Below are 17,521 nucleotides of genomic sequence, written 5' to 3' on the forward strand. Positions count from 1 at the left end.
CTTTAGCTCTTCTCTAAAACGCTTTTCCAAACTAGTGCGCTCAATACTGCACCTACAATTGGCGCCGCAACAAATAGCCAAACTTGTTTTAAAGCTTCTCCTCCAGCCAATATCGCCGGACCGATGCTACGAGCAGGATTCACAGAAACTCCTGTTATTTTGATGCCTACAATATGAATGAGTACCAATGAAAGACCGATGGCTAAGCCTGCGAAACCACCATTGATATTTTTAGTAGAAGTTGCTCCAAATATCACCAACAAGAAAATAAAGGTAAATACAGCTTCAGCAATGAATGCAGCAGTAGAGTTATACTCTGCAAAATAACCTTTTCCCCAGCCGTTCGAGCCTAAAGCCCATTCTTTCATTTCAAAATTTTCCTGGTTACTTACAATTAGATAGAGCAAACCAGCACCTGCAATAGCACCCAAAATCTGGGCAACAATATAATATGCTGCTTCTCCGGCTTTCATACGGCCAGCTACTACCATACCAATGGAAATTGCCGGGTTAATGTGACAGCCGGAAATGTGCCCGATCGCGTAAGCCATCGCAACAACAGATAAGCCAAATGCAAAAGAAATACCGAGTAGGCCAACGCCCGTAGTGCCGTCTGCTCCGGCTATTACGGCGCTACCGCAACCCATTAAAACTAATACTAAAGTGCCTAGAAATTCGGCGCTAAATTTTGAGAATTTACTTGTCTCCATTTTATTTTTATTAAAAGATTTAAAAAAAACAATAGGGGGAGATTTTGCTCAAATGTAAATTAAAAATTATGATTTTAAAATTAGGGCTTGATATATTCTGAATTGAAGTGGTTTGGAAAGAGAAAGGGGCTTAAATCCTTAAGCCCCGAATAAACCAAACAAACTATTTATGAAGTATATAGATAACCAATAGCTCAAAAAAAAGTTTGAAAAAAAATAAATTTGCTATTTTGCTTTGAGAGATTTTTTTCTAAGCCTATAAACCCCATTTTGTCAACTAAATAAGTTTAGCTGATCAGGAACGTATTCCGTTGGATTAAAATGGTACGTAGATTTTTGAACATTGTTGTTATTTACATAAAATAACGGAGTTTCCTGATCACGCGATGCTACCTGAACAAACGTTTCTCCGGCTACGTTTTTGAAAATTTCTTCAACTAAAACAGGGTTATTATTATCTTTTGAAAGGTGACTAAGCAATAGGTGGGTCATAAAAGCAGGCTTATGATTTTGAAAAAGCTCAAGGGCCTGTGTGTTGCTTAAGTGCCCGTGGCCACTTGTAATTCTTCGCTTTAAAAAATAAGGGTAGCTTCCGTTAGCGAGCATATTGGGACAATAATTTGCCTCTAAAAATGCTGCATGGCAGGTTTTGAACTGCGTAACCAATCTATCGCAAATGGCGCCAATATCAGTAAAAACGCCAACCCGCACATCATTGCATTCTATAGTAAAGCTATACGGATCTGCAGCATCATGAAATTTAGAAAAAGCAAGAATGTTCAATTTGCCGATTTTAATTTCTTGTAAATGAGAAATAGTGAAAACATTATCTTCAATTAAAGTCAGCTTGCTGCTCTTATAAGTAGGCGTACTAATATAAACAGGTAGCTGATGTTTTTTTGCAAAAACGCTCAAACCTTTAATGTGATCGCTATGTTCGTGTGAGATGAAAATGGCTTTGATTTTTTTTAAAGATAAACCAAGCCGATTGATTCGGGTTTCTACCTCTTTACAAGTTAATCCGACATCTACCAAAACGGCTTCGTCATCGTTACCAATGTAATAACAATTGCCGTTGCTGCCAGAATTTATAGAAGTAAAATATAATGCCATTTTGAACTTGCAAGGTACGGCTTATTTGCATAATCATAAAGTAAATTATACCCTTGCACCATTATGTTCTACCAAACGAGATAGTAAGGGGAGAAAAGCTTGTATAAGCATAATCTCTTCTGATGAGAAAATCTTTTCCATAGTTTGTACAAGCCACTCTTCTTTAATTTTTCTTGTGGCGATGATATGTTTTTCGCCCAGTTTAGTTAAGCTGATGAAGGTTTTTCGTTTGTCGTCTGCACTTGGTTGGCGTTCAACACATTTCGCCTCTACCAACCGGTTGATGATTTGAGAGATTGCCTGCTTAGAAACCCGTTCCAAATCTGCCAGCTCTGTAGATAACATTTTACCATGTTGTTCCAGTAACGACATCGTCAGTAATTCAGCATTACTAAATGAAGAACTCACATTCTGTTTCCGCAACTGTCTGGTTAAACGGGTAACTGTGCTTCTTAATTTAGCGGCAATTTCTTGAGTTTCTGTTGGCATTTTTAGTAAATAAGCTTTACAAATATACGGTAAATATTAATTTATTATTCTCTCCTGATCCAAAATAATGTCTCTTTTATGATTTTAAAATGATTAAATATCCTGTTTACAATTTCTTGTATCCCGTTTAAAATCTTACTTTTGTAAAGTTACTTTACTATTTTAGATATGGGTATTTTTCGTTCATTAAAACATTACAATTATAGATTATTCTTTACAGGCCAAGCCATTTCGCTGGTAGGCACCTGGATGCAGCGTGTTGCGGTAAGTTGGTTGGTGTACCAAATCACCGAATCTGCATTTTTACTGGGTTTAATTACTTTTTTGAGTTTGATCCCATCTTTGGTTTTGGCGCCATATGCCGGGAGTTATGTGGATAGACATAACAAGTACAAAATCTTAATGATTACTCAAATCATCCTGATGCTTCAAGCTGGAGCGCTTGCGGTAATGATTTGGTTTAAAGTTTATGATATATTTTGGATTGCTGCTTTATCGCTTGTTCAAGGCCTGGTAAATTCGTTTGATGTGACTGCCCGACAATCGCTTATGGTTAATTTGGTAGAGGACAAAGAAGATTTACCAAATGCTATTGCGCTTAACTCTTCGGTTTTTAATGCAGCGAGATTGGTTGGGCCAGCCTTGGCAGGAGTAATTTTAAGTACTCTGGGAGAGGATATGTGTTTTTTGATTAATTTCCTCAGTTTTATTGCGGTAATTGTTTGTTTAGTGATGATGAAATTGAAACTACAAGAGCACCCAAAATCAAGAGAAAATATATGGATTGATCTTCGAAAAGGTTACGATTATTTAAAATCATCGCCAGATTTAGCATCAATGATTATAATGATGGCAGCGTCAAGTTTGTTAGTCATCCCATTTACAACCTTATTACCTGTTTTTGCAAAAGATATTTTCAATGGAACAGCCACCACTTTCGGCTGGTTTGAAAGTGCTGCAGGTTTCGGTGCCTTTTTCGGTGCAATTTATATGGCCACACTAAAGGTTAATCAAAACTTACAAAAAATAGTGATGGTTTCAGGCATCCTGCTGGCTGTTTCTGTAGTGGCTTTGGCCATTAGTCCTTCGTTAATTTTAGCATTAATCTGTACAGGTTTGGCTGCGCTAGGTTTAATGGCGCAAACTTCATCCATAAATACTTACTTGCAAACGCATGCTGATGATTTAATGAGGGGAAGGACCTTGAGTTATTACATTATGGCTTATCAGGGCGTTTTACCAATAGGAAGTTTACTTATGGGGTATCTTGCACATCAATTTGGCACACAAACAGTTGTAGCTTTCGAGGGCCTAGCCGGGTTGCTTATTGTTGGTGCTTTTATTTACAATGAGAAACATCGAAATGAGATTAAAAATAATGCTGTTTCGCTTACGTAAACAAAGGAAACTTCCTGGTAGAAAACTTGTTACTTTGTCCTTTTAAAATCAAATCCAACTCAAAGCCTTTCAAATAATTCAATATATTTGGCATTGTTATTTGCGTTAAATTACTTTATGGGGGTAGCTTAATCGTCTAAAATTGCTTTTATACATTCCGAAAGCATGATAAGTAAGTACCGCTACCCTGAAAATTAAATCATTATGCCCAATTTAAAATTTAGAGTTTTTTTACTTCTATTTACGCTTCTTTCATCCATTTGCTTCTCACAAGTTAGTTCAATACAAAACATTCAAGGTAGAAATATTCAAAGTCTAAACGGCAAATGGAATTATATTATCGATCCCTATGAAAATGGATACTATGATTATCGTCATCAGCCGTATGATCAATCCAAAACAGGAACAGGCGGTTTTTTTGACGATCGGGAGCAGAAAGATAAATCTGAATTGATAGAATACAATTTTACTGGTTCTCCTCAAATGAATGTGCCCGGCGATTGGAATTCGCAGTCGGAAAAACTCGAACTTTATGAAGGCACAATCTGGCTGCGTAAAAGATTTGACGCCAAACCAGAGAAGGGTAAGAAATACTTTGTCTATTTTGGAGCTGTTAATTATGAAGCCCATGTTTATTTAAACGGTAAAAAACTCGGTGTGCATAAAGGTGGTTTTACGCCTTTTCAATTCGATGTAACCAATAAATTAAAAACTGGCGAAAATTCACTCGTTGTGAAGGTTGATAATACCAGAAGGCCGGATGAAATTCCAACTGTAAATACCGATTGGTGGAATTACGGTGGCATCACACGAGAGGTGTATATAGCTGAATTCTCTGATCATTTTATCAGCGATTATAAATTGCAGCTGGTAAAAGGAAACAATAATTTAGTTAGTTTTTCTTTAAAATTATCAGATGCCACTGCTGGACAAGATATCACACTATCAATTCCGGAATTAAAGCTTGAGAAGAAATATAAAACAGATAGTGAAGGAAAAGTTAATGATGAATTTACCTGGAACAATTTAAGTTTATGGTCGCCTGAAAGCCCAAAATTATATGCTGCAAACATTAAATCTGATAAAGAAAATATCGATGATAAGATTGGTTTCAGAACGATAGAGGCAAAAGGCGATAGTATTTTGTTAAACGGGAAATCTGTTTTTTTAAGGGGTATTTCGCTTCATGATGAAAATCCTATACTGGCAGGACGCCTGCGTTCTGATGGAGATATGCGAATGATGCTGCAATGGGCAAAAGATATGAACTGCAATTATGTTAGGCTGGCACACTATCCTCACAATGAAAAAATGCTCCGTTTGGCCGATGAAATGGGCCTAATGGTTTGGGCTGAAGTACCGGTTTATTGGACCATCAGCTGGACAAACCCAGCCACCTACGCCAATGCCAAACAGCAGCTTACAGATTTAATTGTTCGTGATAAAAACCGGGCAAGTGTAGTTATTTGGTCGGTTGGTAATGAAACGCCGTTAAGCGATGCCCGTTTAAGTTTCATGAGTAATTTGGTGGAAACTGCCCGCACTTTAGATGATACCCGTTTAATAGCAGCTGCACTCGAGGTGCATCGCGAAGGAAACACAATGATTTTGAATGATCCGCTCGGTGAAAAAATTGATTTAGTAAGCTTTAACGAGTACGCAGGTTGGTATTTCGGCGGTGTGCCAAGTGAAATTACAAAATACGATTTCAATATTAAATATAATAAGCCAGTGGTAATAAGCGAATTTGGTGGTGATGCATTAGCGGGTTTCCATGCCGATGAAAATACACGTTGGAGCGAAGAATATCAGGAAGCTTTATACAAAAATCAAATTACGATGTTGAGCAAAATAAAATCATTAAGAGGGATTACCCCTTGGATTTTAACGGATTTCAGATCGCCGCGTAGGCAGCATCCAGTTTACCAAAATTTTTGGAATAGAAAAGGCCTTATCTCTGAAACTGGCGAGAAGAAAAAAGCTTACTTCGTATTGAAAAATTTTTATGGTGAAATGCAGGAGAAGTATAAGTAATAATCCAGCTTAATATTCATAGACGTTGATACCTAAATAGTTATCTTAAAACGTTTAAAATAATAAGTAATAATTATCATTTTGTGACTTTAATGAATCTTTTATTCGGAAATTCGAAGTTTCAAATGAATGATAGCCAAACAATCGGCTGTTGATTTAAAATATATAAAATGAAACAAAAACTAAGTATCCTATTGGTTTTAGCAACTGCATTTACAGCAGTTGCACAACAAAAAAAATCTGGTCAAACAGTTGAAAAGTATAACATCGGAAATAAAAAAGTAACGGTTTATACTACCGCTGAAAAAACGGACTATCGAATAAGCAAAACAGAAACTTTAAATTTTGTAGAGAATAAGCAGCCTTTTGAAACAGAGCCGACTATTTTTGTAGATCCTACAATTAAGTATCAAACACTGGTAGGCATTGGTGGAGCACTTACGGATGCTTCTGCAGAAACATTTGCCAAACTTTCTAAGAAAAACCAGCAAGAATTACTAGCAGCATATTACAATAAAGATAAAGGTATTGGTTACACTTTAGCACGTACCAATATAGCTAGTTGCGATTTTTCGAGCGGAAGTTATGCTTATGTTCAGGATAACGACAAAGATTTAAAAACATTCAGCGTTGCGCATGATGAGCAATATAAAATCCCGTTAATAAAGCAGGCAACTGCTGCTGCCGGAGGAAAGCTAGCGCTTTATGTAAGTCCGTGGTCGCCCCCAGCTTGGATGAAAGATAATAACAGTTTAATTAAAGGTGGACATTTACTGCCTCAGTATCGCCAGAGTTGGGCCAACCATTATGTAAAATTCATTAAAGCCTATGAAGCCATGGGCATGCCAATTTGGGGTTTATCTGTTCAAAATGAGCCAATGGCGAAACAAATCTGGGAATCTTGCGTGTACACAGCAGAGGAAGAACGTGATTTTATTAAAAACTTTTTAGGCCCAACTTTGCAAAAATCAGGATTGAGTAGTAAAAAATTAATCGCTTGGGATCACAATCGTGATCAGATTTTCCAACGAGCAAGTACAATTTTAAACGATAAAGAAGCTGCAAAATATGTTTGGGGAATTGGGTTTCACTGGTATGAAACATGGACAGGCAGTGGAATGCAGTTCGGAAACGTTCGCCAGGTGCATGAAGCTTATCCCGATAAAGCGTTAATTTTTACTGAAGGATGTAAAGAGAAGTACGATGTGAATAAGTTGGACGACTGGACTTTGGGCGAGCGCTATGGTTATTCAATGATTAACGATTTTAATGCGGGTACAGCTGCCTGGACAGATTGGAATATTTTGTTAGATGAAAACGGAGGTCCAAACCATGTAGGCAACTTCTGTTTCGCTCCGGTGCATGCAGATACCAAAAATGATAAGTTGATTTATACCAATGCCTATTATTATATGGGGCACTTTTCTAAATTTATTCGTCCTGGAGCGAAAAGAATTGGTTCTGCATCCAGCCGTGACCTATTACAATCTACGTCGTTTTTAAATTCCGATGGAAAATTAGTTGTTGTGGTGATGAATCAATCGGATGAAAAGCTAAAGTACAGCTTATGGATAAAAGGTATGGCAGCGACAACAACTAGCTTGCCGCATTCCATCGCTACATTAGTGGTAGAATAATAAGATAGAAAAACTAATAGCAGAAATATCCAGCAACGGTTTTCTATCAAAAATGAGGTTGTTTTGCTAGCCGGACTTTTAGGCAGAGCATTTAGAAACAGACTTTTCGCTGTGCAAAAAATTAAGTTTGACGGTGGTTTTAGTGCTTTTTCGGGAGTTTAAATTATGGAGATGAAATATAAAAAACTGGAACAAACCTGGCGCTGGTATGGTCCGAATGACCCGGTGAGTCTACAGGATGTTAAACAGGCCGGTGCCACCGGAATCGTAACTGCTTTGCACCACATTCCACATGGTGAGGTTTGGCCTTTGGAAGATATCAGGGAACGCAAAGCGATTATTGAGGCCGCAGGTTTAACCTGGTCGGTAGTGGAAAGCGTACCGGTTCACGAGGCGATCAAAACCCGCAGACATGATGCGGAACACTACCTGGAGAATTACCGGATTTCACTACGCAACCTGTCGCAGTGCGGCATCAAAACGGTATGCTATAATTTTATGCCCGTTCTGGACTGGACACGTACCCAACTCGATCTGGAAATGGCCGACGGATCAAAGGCACTTTATTTCGACTGGATCGATCTGGCGATCTTTGATCTCCATATCCTGAAAAGAGAAAATGCGGAGGCTGATTACAATTCATCCATCCTGAAAAGAGCAAACGAAAAATTTGCCACACTGAACGAAGCGGAACTTCAGGATCTGCGCATCAATGTGCTGATGGGCATTCCCAACGAAAAAGAAATTGAGCTGGAAACCCTGAGGGCCAGCATAAACGAATACGCGGCAATCGGTACGCAGGGACTTAAAGAAAACCTGAAATTTTTCCTTAACGCCATTGCCGAAGTTTGTACCGAAGAGGGGATAAAGATGACGATCCATCCCGATGACCCGCCTTATCCAATTTTGGGCCTGCCACGGATAGTGAGTACGCTGGAAGATTTTGAATATATCATCAACGAGGTCAACCAGGCCTTTAACGGCGTTTGTTTTTGTACCGGATCTTTGGGTGCGGGAATGAAAAACGATACCCTGGCCATTTTTAATGCAGTTAAAGAGCGGGTTTATTTTGCGCATCTGCGCAACGTTAAAAAAGATGATGACGGCAGTTTCTACGAGGCCGACCATTTGGGCGGCGATGTAAACATGTTCGAGATAATGAAAGCACTAACGGAAGAAAATGCGAAAAGAGAACAGCCGATTCCTTTTCGTCCCGATCACGGGCACCAGATGCTGGATGATCTTGCAAAGCACACCAACCCGGGTTATTCGGCCATTGGGCGTTTACGCGGCCTTGCAGAACTGAGAGGTTTGGAAGTAGGAGTAACCGGAAACTATTAATTTTTATAACAATACCTGTCGAATAATAGGCGGGTATTGTTTTTTACAGTCAAGTTATGGCTTGAAATTTGAGCAACTCGCATTATGGAAAACAAATCTAATCCCAGTAAAAAAATTTTAACTCCTTCAGTCATTCATGATGATTTACCAGAAGTCAAAAAACCAGAACACCTGCGTAAAATAGCATTGCAACATGATGATAAGTTACCTGAAAATCCAGAAAGAAATTACCACCACGATGAGCTTTTTAAGTCATCAACATCTAGCCATGATGAGATAAAACATGCGGATGATGATGTTTGGAATGGGGAAGATGCCTAGCTATTTCATGCTGATATTAGCTTTCATGAGGTAAACATTATAGGGTTCCCACTGCGACATAGTGAAGTATAAATGATCGTCGTTATTTTTTAACGGATAAATATAAGGACAGTATAATCCTTTAAATTGGTTAACATCGGCTAATATTTTTAGATTGCTCCAGGTTCCATTAATACTTTTGGCATCGCGATAAACCATGGCATGGAATTTACTTTTCGCCATTGGATCATAAGCTGAATCGTAGCTGTAAGCAATGATCCATCGCTTAAATTTCTTATGATCTAGGAGGGAGGCCTCGCCAATGGGTCCGGGGATAATAGTGGTCGCTTTACCTTCATCAGCTTTGAACCACTTTTTCGAATCACCATTCCAATATTCGTATGGATCTAAATTCAGCATTTCTTTTTCCTTAATCCTGGCCAGATATCCAGGCCCACCACGACCGGCTAAGCTTCCTATCATATAAACAAAACCATCTTTCTTAGCATAATAGATCTGAGAAAACTTACTATTGCCATTAAAGGTTACTGACTCTTTTCTTGTCCAGGTTTTTCCGTCATCTGTTGAGGTATACAACGAAGAAAAGTTAGTAAGCCATCGGCTATTTTTACCGGCCCAATCATAAATGTTCATGTAATGCACATAATCTGTTTTACCTACTCGAATAGCTGCTGTTGGAATAGAGGTGTTGTATTTTTTAGGATTTGTCTTTCCACCAGCACAAATTTCTCGGGCACTTCCGTTTTCATCCAATACCATAGAATCAATTGTGATTCCATCCTCCAGATTATTGTCGCTTGAAAATGCCAGAACATTTGATCGCCAATTAGCACCATTGCCACCGCCTTTACCATCTTTTTCAGCAATAAATTCTCTTCCATGAGTATCACCGAAAAAGATCCCGACTTTTGAACCTTCCATTTGCCAAAAAATTCCCAGATCAGTTCCACCAACATCATAGTCCTTTAAAGTATTATTCGGACTGGGAAGTTGTTCACCTTTGAGTGGTGTTCCTGTTAAACGAGCGATTTTTTGACATTACTCAATTGTAATTCAGGAGTTTGATTGTTTTGTGCCAAAGCGCAAAGGCTATTGAAATAAGGAAGGCAACGGCTAGACTAAAAGGTTTTAGTAGTTTATTAAATTGATACGGTGTCATATTGGTTTTCATTTGGTTAGCAGACTAATGTAAGTATATTAGCTAAAAAATAAACCAATATAAATGATTTGTTACCGAACATTTCCTGCAAAAGTTACCGAGTTTTAAATATGGAGATTTCGAAACGTTTGTAGCTCTTTTTTGTTATTTTCATCTACATATTAATAGTTTCAATGCGGAAGTTTTTACAAAGATTATTAGGTAAATGGGTAATTAGCCTCTCTAACAAGTTTGGTTCTCGACCTAATCAGATACGTATTCACGAAGCATTGACGAAACTTTATGAGACTATTTTGGGCGAGCCCGGCAAACGAGGACTGGTTTTCGATATGCAACCGGATGATAAGTTTATCATCTTTTCCGATCAGCATAAAGGCGCAAGAGACTATGCTGATGATTTCGCTCTGGCAGAGAAAAACTATTTAGCGGCGCTTGCTCATTATCATCGAGAAAATTTTCATTACATCAACCTGGGAGATAGTGAAGAGCTATGGGAAAATTTAATGGAATCTGTAATTAAACACAATAAAGCTACTTTCGAGGCAGAGAAGGCATTTATACTCTCTGAATCGTTTACAAAAATATTCGGTAATCACGATTTGTATTGGGATAACGATCCACTTGCTGGCCTCAACCTAAATAGAATTTACGGAAAAAAGATACCCATTTATGAGGGTGCGATTTTAAGAACGACTATAGCGAATAAAAAGTTAAATATTTTTCTCACTCATGGTCATCAAGGTGATTTACAAAGTGACGGAAATTGGTTTAGTAAGTGGTTTGTTAGTACAATTTGGGCACCTTTGCAATCGTTCTTGCGAATTAACCCTAATACTCCGGCTTATGATAATCAGCTTAAAACCGAACATAACAGCATGATGTATAGCTGGCAAATAAAACAACAAAATACCTCGCTGATTACCGGGCATACGCATCAGCCAGTTTTTGCTTCGCTTACCCATTTGGAGCGGATCTATTTAAAGTTAAAAAGAGCGACCTTAAGTAATAATCAACAAGAAATTGACTTATTAAATGCCGAATTGAAGAAAAGAATTCGGGAAGGGGATGAGGCGCCAGAATTTAAACAGTACAAACCGGGCTATTTTAATAGTGGTTGTTGTTGTTTTAGTGATGGCGACATTACGGGCATTGAAATTGAAAATGGAGTAATACGTTTAATCAAGTGGTCATTTCTGAAAAATGGAACTCCAGAAAGAATTGCGCTTGAGGAAATGAGCTTGGCAGAATTGCTCGATTAATTATTTAATAGGCAGCTGAACAAAAAAAGTAGTGCCCTTATTTTTGCCTTCACTCTCTGCCCAAATTTTACCTTTATGCATATCTAAAAACATTTTTACAGCTGTAAGGCCCAAACCATTAGAATTTTCGCCATGAGTTGGTACGGCGCTTAGATCTGCAAATTTTATAAAAAGTCTTTCCAAATCAATATCATTTAAACCTACCCCTTCATCTTTAACAGCTATCGTAAGTAAATTTTCTTCTTGCTGATGCGACAATGTGATGCTTCTATTTTCAGGAGAAAATTTAATTGAATTATGTAAGATGTGATAAAACAACGCCGTTATCTTTTCATGGTCGCCAAAAATTTCTAAAGCCGAATTTATTTTAATATCAAAGTTTTGACTTTTTTTATTAGCTAGTGGCGCTAGTTTTTGGGTAACCGAATTTAAAATTTCTCTGAGATCAATTTTATTTTTTTGTGGTTTAAACGAACCACTTACTTTTTTAGCCGAGCTTAAAATTTCGTTTAAACTAGCGACCATTTTTTTTGATTGCAAATTAATTTTTGAAGCAATCAAGCCCGCTTTTTCATCGATGTTTGGCATTCTACTCACCAATTCCGATTGCAGAGAAATAGTGGTCATCGGATTTTTTAAATCGTGAATGAGCACATGCAAGCGATCATCCTGTGCAGTTAGTGTTTGTCTGATGGCAATCCTGGTTTCTAATTTATCAATAACTAGTTCTGCTAATTTTGATAACATTTCTTTTTGTTTTTCCGTTGGTTCTGCCGTGATAGCGCCAAACACATAAAGCGCTCCAATTATAAAACGATCAGGAGATTTGATGGGTACAGCTATATATTTAGTTTGCTCATCACTTTTAGAGCTATTATTTGTTGTTGCCGCCCCGTAGTTTAAGTATTCTGGAGATAGAAAACTATCATTCTTTGACAATTCAATCTTCTTTCCAACTTCCGATTTTATAAAAATATCATCGTTGGTTATAAAGCAAATTCCAGCATTTTCCACCTCAAAAATTGCAGCCGCCAACCAGCTAATATTGTCGTATGTGTGCTCTACTGGCGAATTTAAAATTTCATAATATAAAAGTTTTTCTAATCGACTGTTGCTATTAATTGGGATAATGTTTTCAGGCATGATTGTATTTTTAGAATGCTGATCCCGATGAGAACAACAATAATGTTAAAGGTAAAGATTATCCTCAAAAAGGATAAAAAAAGAAACAATTATATAGTAAATTTAGTTAATATACATATTGAAAATATTCGGATAAAGAATTCGAATTAACGATCAAATCAACATAAAAATGAGATTATACATCGAACGAAAACCCGTTAAGGTAAACCCCGATACCAAACGTGTTATTGCCCGTTTTTTTTTTAACGGAGAGGAAAGAGCACTTGAGGTGATCAGAAAAGTTTTAGAATTTTCTGACGAAAAAGTTTTCTCCTTAATTTCGCCAATTCTGCAGGAATACTCAAAAAGACATAGGAATATCACAAAGATTTTAAATCGACATTGTAAAAAACTTAAAAAGCAGTTTACCATATTAAATACTGATATGGAAGACCTTGATCAATATAAAAGGTTATTGATCGGTGCTTACTTTACACACGAATATTCAATTGAATCTGCTGCTTTTTTCAATCCCAGTATTGTAGATGATCCTGATCAAACGGATTTAGTGGAAGGTGAGAAAAGAGTAATTATAAGCTTCAGGGCTGTTGGAGAAGGCCACATTTCATCGATTGTTTTCCGAAGGGCATTAATTGATAAAAATAATAATATTCAGGTGCTGCCAGTGGGCGATTATGTAGATGAGGCTGAGGTGGTGAAAAATGCAATTTATGTTAAAAAGCTTTTTCTTAAAAAAGCTGCTTACGCACAAATAGATCCTTCGGTTTTAGAGGAGATTGAGGCTAAATTGGATGATAAGTTTGAGTATACGGCATTAAGTAATATCATTAAAGATTCTAAAAGCTTACATAAAGATAACCCAGTCAAATCGATTGAATTCGATAAAGTGCTTTGGCTTTCTGATACCTACCACACAATAAGTTTTTCTAAAGATACCGATATTTCCGATCGTGTTATTTTTCCGATCTCAGAATTTGAACGAAAAGGAATTGAAGATGCCAGGTTTGTAAAATTTATAAAAGATGATGGAAGAGTGGTGTATTACGCCACTTACACCGCATTTGATGGATCGCTTATCATACCGAAATTGGTACAAACGGAGGATTTCTATGAATTTAAAGTGATTCCGCTTTATGGAGATGGTGCACAAAATAAAAATTTAGCATTATTCCCCCGTAAAATAAACGGGAAATATGTAATGATGAGTAGGATAGATGGGTGGAATAATTACATCATGTTCTCTGACAAAGTGAATGTTTGGGAAAATCCAATTTTGCTAAAACAGCCACGCTACTGTTGGGAGCTTGTACAAATAGGAAACTGTGGTTCGCCGATTGAAACTGACAAGGGTTGGTTGGTAATAACCCATGGTGTTGGCCCAATGAGGAGATATTGTATCGGGGCAGTGTTGTTAGATTTAGACGACCCAACCAAAGAAATAGGACATTTAATGGAACCACTAATTATACCCAATAATGATGAGCGTGAAGGCTATGTTCCAAACGTGGTCTATTCTTGTGGATCAATAATCAGTAACGGCGAGCTTATTATCCCTTATGGTTTATCCGATTATAGTTCTTCATTCGCAACCGTAAATCTAGAGTTACTTCTAAATCGTTTATTAGAAAACAACGATAAATAGTTAAACTCTAATGCACAAAAAAAGGCTGAATCAGATGATGGATCAGCCTTTTTTTATTTACTCGAACAGTCTATTTTTCTACTTTTTCATTTTCTACTAACGGAGAAGATAACGTTGCATATTCAGCTTCGGCAGCCTTTAATACGGCTAGGTGGGAGATAAAATAAGCTAGCGTACTTTCAGCGCCTTGATTTCTGTTCACACTGTTAAACTGTAAGCCATCGGCACAGCCATGTGTTTCAAAATCGTACAAAGGAATATGGAGGCTGTTTTTGCCTAAAAACCACTCGTAACTCACCTGCATCAAGTTAAGGTATTTCTCATCTTTAGTAATTTCATAGGTTTTTGCATAGAGCAGTACCATAGCCATCGTTTCAATAGCTTGCTGATCATATATTGGATTTTTACCATGCTTTTTCATCCAACCATCATTCCCAACTGGATTCAAATAACCATTTTCAAATGAAAAATTATTTAAAAACTCAATACTCTCCATGGCAATTTTATACGATTCTGTATTACCGGTAGCTTCATAGTGATGAAGAAGCGCCAACGGTAAAATGGCATTATCGTAAGTCAAAATATCTTCAAACCAATGCCATTCGCCATCTTTATTAATGTTATACGCTTGTTTAAGTGTATTTGCCAAGGTGTTAATTTCATTGATTAGTAATTCATCACCATGGTGGGTTTTTAAATAATAAGCTACTCCAATGATGGTGTTAGCCTGGCCTCTCAAATATTTCAAACTTTTAAAATGAGAAACGGAATGTGAGAATAATTCTCTTCCGAATTCTCGGTAAGAGTTATTTGGCGCAACATTTATCAAATAACCTAATGACCAAATGGTACGACCAAACGAATCTTCAGATCCAACTTCATCCAGATAATTTCTATTAAAGCTTAAAAAATTCCTAAAATTTCCATCTTCCCGCTGCATGTATTGAATGAAACTTAAATAGACTGGAATTAGCTTCAGCGCTTTTTGATTTTTATATTGCTCAAAAGCCATTAATGCCATAATTAATGCTCTGGCATTATCATCTATACAGTATCCTTCCTTCAAATTCGGAATTCCAAAACGGGCATGCTGTATAATTCCCGTATCATCAGTCAACAGAGAAATATGACTTAAATTTAGAGCCGGCATTCCTTCAACATCAATAATCGGCGGCACAACTCTCAATGGTTTCTGACCTGCGAATAACGCCTCCTCTAAAACGTTCATGTAAACATTTCCAATAGCTGGCCACCTTAAATTTAATCCATATTGGTATGCATTTGATTTATGTTGTTGATGCTTATTTTGATCATTTAATAATTCATTCACCACATTTGCTAGCTGCTCATCGTTTTTAAAATCGAACAACTTACCTCTGTTATCTGCAAGTAATTCTTGCGCATGCCAATAGGGAGTTGAAACTACAGCTGCACCTGCTCCAATAGCATATGATAATGTTCCACTGGTGATTTGCGCTTCATTTAAATACGGGGTAACATAAATGTAGCAGGCAGTTAAATATTGATGTAATTCCTCTTCAGAGACAAATTTATTTACGAATGAGATATTATTTTCCACACCCAGCTCCTTAGCCAAAGCTTTAAGGCTATCGCGATATTCCTCTCCATTATGTTTAACAACACCTGGGTGTGTGTTTCCTAAAATCACATATAAAACATCAGGATGTTGGGCGACAATGCTCGGAAGCGCTTTTATCATCGTTTCTAATCCCTTATTACGACTAATTAAGCCAAAGGTGAATAGCACTTTTCTATTTCTAAATAATTCACTTTTAGCAACTTCATTATTTAAAATCGGCTCCAGATCTGGAACACCATGTTCAATTAATTTTATTGATGATTGTGGAATTTGGTAAATGCTGGTTAAAAATAAAACTGCTTTTTTACTCATCACCACTATTTTCGAAGATTTTAATGCAATCTCTTTAATAATGGTTTGCTGCATGAAATTGGGTTCTTTTAATACCGTATGTAAGATGGTAATGAAAGGCTTTTTTAATCTATTGATAAATGAGAGTAAAAATACCCCGCTATTACCACCATAAATTCCAAATTCGTGTTCGATTATGCAGGTTTCAATATCACTGTTATTTATGAAATCTGCAGCTTCTAAATAATCTTGCTGATTCTGCTGTCTGATTACAAACTTAACTTCCTTCGGATAGGCATGCTCATCAAGATTATCTGATTCATTTAATGCAGCAACGAAACTGTTTTGAGCATCATAAGAAGAGTTTAAGCTTAAGGCGTTAACTAAATTCTGATTGAATGTTGCTAACCCGCATTCGCGTGGAGGATAAGTGGATATGTATGCAATCTTCATAAGTACTAATAGGTTGATATACCTTATTTAACATAGCCGATGGTAAATGGTTTTGTTTTCGATAGATTTCTCTTGATTATGACAAAACAATATGAATTATCGCCTTGTTACCTATAAAATTTAAACATCATTGCTATGAGATCGATTTGGAAAGGTTCAATTGGATTCGGTTTAGTTAATATTCCTGTAAAATTGTTTTCGGGAGTGCAAACTACACACCTTGATTTTGATATGCTTGATGAACGCGATCATGAAAAAATTAGGTACATGCGTGTAAATGATAAAACGCATAAGGAAGTACCTTTTGATAAAATTGTTAAAGGACATTTTCTGAAAGACAAATACATTATTTTAGATAAACACGATTTCGAAGAAGCTTCACCAGAAAAAACTAAAATTATCGAACTCGAAAATTTTGTCGATATCAAAGAGATTAATCCTATTTATTACGAAACATCATATTATACCGAACCAGAGAAGCAGGGTCGAAAGGCTTATGCACTGCTATTAAAAGCATTAGAAAAATCTGGCAAAGCCGGTGTAGCTCGGTTTGTTTTAAGAAATACCGAAAACCTTTGCGTTATTCATCCTATGGAAGGCGTAATTGTGATTACCAAAATTCGGTTTGAACAAGAGATTAGAAGTTTATCAGACATTAATAAAGTAACGGATATCACAATTACCAAAAAGGAGATGGATGTCGGTTTAGCATTAATTAAACAATATAGTTCGAAATTTGATTTAAGTGCTTTTAAGGATGACTACAGCGAAGAATTGTTAAAAATAATCAAGGCAAAAGCCAAAGGCAAAAGGGCCACAGTGAAGAAAATGAAACCACAAAAAGCGACGAGCGATGATTTATACGATCAATTGATGCAAAGTTTGGGATCAAAAAAAGGAGCTTAAGTGTGTTGGATTGAAAAAAAAAAGG

Annotated in this window: 14 protein-coding genes; 8 read left to right on the forward strand and 6 right to left on the reverse strand. The window is 36.9% G+C overall.

Translation table 11 applies throughout. The features are described 5' to 3' along the window. Window positions 1–2: 2 nt before the first annotated feature. The 3 genes from aqpZ to OQZ33_RS19615 form a co-directional block, all read right to left on the reverse strand. Window positions 3–710, reverse strand: coding sequence for an aquaporin Z (gene aqpZ / locus OQZ33_RS19605; RefSeq protein ID WP_265801031.1), 708 nt, complete (start codon window positions 708–710; stop codon window positions 3–5). A 273-nt stretch (window positions 711–983) separates the two neighbouring features. Beyond that, window positions 984–1,823 (reverse strand): MBL fold metallo-hydrolase, encoded by an 840-nt coding sequence (locus tag OQZ33_RS19610; RefSeq protein ID WP_265801032.1) that lies wholly within the window; start codon window positions 1,821–1,823, stop codon window positions 984–986. 45 nt (window positions 1,824–1,868) lie between these two features. Then, the gene (locus OQZ33_RS19615) at window positions 1,869–2,312 is read right to left on the reverse strand and encodes a MarR family winged helix-turn-helix transcriptional regulator (RefSeq protein ID WP_056850051.1); all 444 of its coding nucleotides are present in this window, start codon (window positions 2,310–2,312) and stop codon (window positions 1,869–1,871) included. Between the two features lie 168 nt (window positions 2,313–2,480). On the opposite strand from OQZ33_RS19615, the gene OQZ33_RS19620 reads away from it, so the two are divergent. From OQZ33_RS19620 to OQZ33_RS19640, 5 genes are all read left to right on the forward strand, one after another. Next, a complete protein-coding gene (locus OQZ33_RS19620; RefSeq protein ID WP_265801034.1) occupies window positions 2,481–3,710 on the forward strand; it encodes an MFS transporter in 1,230 nt (409 codons plus the stop codon). 204 nt (window positions 3,711–3,914) lie between these two features. Continuing rightward, on the forward strand, window positions 3,915–5,744 hold the full coding sequence (locus tag OQZ33_RS19625) for a glycoside hydrolase family 2 protein (RefSeq protein WP_265801036.1): 1,830 nt from the start codon (window positions 3,915–3,917) through the stop codon (window positions 5,742–5,744). A gap of 170 nt (window positions 5,745–5,914) precedes the next feature. Continuing rightward, the gene (locus OQZ33_RS19630) at window positions 5,915–7,381 is read left to right on the forward strand and encodes a glycoside hydrolase family 30 protein (RefSeq protein ID WP_265801037.1); all 1,467 of its coding nucleotides are present in this window, start codon (window positions 5,915–5,917) and stop codon (window positions 7,379–7,381) included. A 171-nt stretch (window positions 7,382–7,552) separates the two neighbouring features. Then, window positions 7,553–8,722 (forward strand): mannonate dehydratase, encoded by a 1,170-nt coding sequence (gene uxuA, locus OQZ33_RS19635; protein ID WP_265801038.1) that lies wholly within the window; start codon window positions 7,553–7,555, stop codon window positions 8,720–8,722. Window positions 8,723–8,806: 84 nt separating this feature from the next. Continuing rightward, entirely contained in the window at window positions 8,807–9,043 is a 237-nt protein-coding gene (locus OQZ33_RS19640) for a hypothetical protein (protein WP_265801039.1), read from the forward strand. On the opposite strand, the gene OQZ33_RS19645 is transcribed toward OQZ33_RS19640, so the two are convergent. Then, complete coding sequence (locus tag OQZ33_RS19645) at window positions 9,044–10,072, reverse strand: DUF4185 domain-containing protein (RefSeq protein WP_322975099.1); 1,029 nt, start codon at window positions 10,070–10,072, stop codon at window positions 9,044–9,046. It abuts the gene before it with no gap. A gap of 303 nt (window positions 10,073–10,375) precedes the next feature. Between OQZ33_RS19645 and OQZ33_RS19650 the strand changes: the two genes are divergently transcribed. After that, on the forward strand, window positions 10,376–11,461 hold the full coding sequence (locus OQZ33_RS19650; RefSeq protein WP_265801040.1) for a metallophosphoesterase: 1,086 nt from the start codon (window positions 10,376–10,378) through the stop codon (window positions 11,459–11,461). On the opposite strand, the gene OQZ33_RS19655 is transcribed toward OQZ33_RS19650, so the two are convergent. Then, complete coding sequence (locus OQZ33_RS19655) at window positions 11,462–12,604, reverse strand: sensor histidine kinase (RefSeq protein WP_265801042.1); 1,143 nt, start codon at window positions 12,602–12,604, stop codon at window positions 11,462–11,464. A gap of 169 nt (window positions 12,605–12,773) precedes the next feature. On the opposite strand from OQZ33_RS19655, the gene OQZ33_RS19660 reads away from it, so the two are divergent. Then, window positions 12,774–14,246 carry a glycoside hydrolase family 130 protein gene (locus OQZ33_RS19660; RefSeq protein WP_265801044.1) on the forward strand — a complete coding sequence of 491 codons (1,473 nt, stop codon included), beginning with the start codon at window positions 12,774–12,776 and terminating at the stop codon, window positions 14,244–14,246. A 70-nt stretch (window positions 14,247–14,316) separates the two neighbouring features. Here OQZ33_RS19660 and OQZ33_RS19665 read toward each other — a convergent pair whose 3' ends face one another. Further along, window positions 14,317–16,590, reverse strand: coding sequence for a glycosyltransferase (locus tag OQZ33_RS19665; protein ID WP_265801045.1), 2,274 nt, complete (start codon window positions 16,588–16,590; stop codon window positions 14,317–14,319). A 135-nt stretch (window positions 16,591–16,725) separates the two neighbouring features. On the opposite strand from OQZ33_RS19665, the gene OQZ33_RS19670 reads away from it, so the two are divergent. Continuing rightward, complete coding sequence (locus tag OQZ33_RS19670) at window positions 16,726–17,496, forward strand: Ku protein (RefSeq protein WP_265801046.1); 771 nt, start codon at window positions 16,726–16,728, stop codon at window positions 17,494–17,496. Window positions 17,497–17,521 lie beyond the last annotated feature (25 nt).

The organism is Pedobacter sp. MC2016-05 (assembly GCF_026239735.1).
GTDB lineage: Bacteria > Bacteroidota > Bacteroidia > Sphingobacteriales > Sphingobacteriaceae > Pedobacter.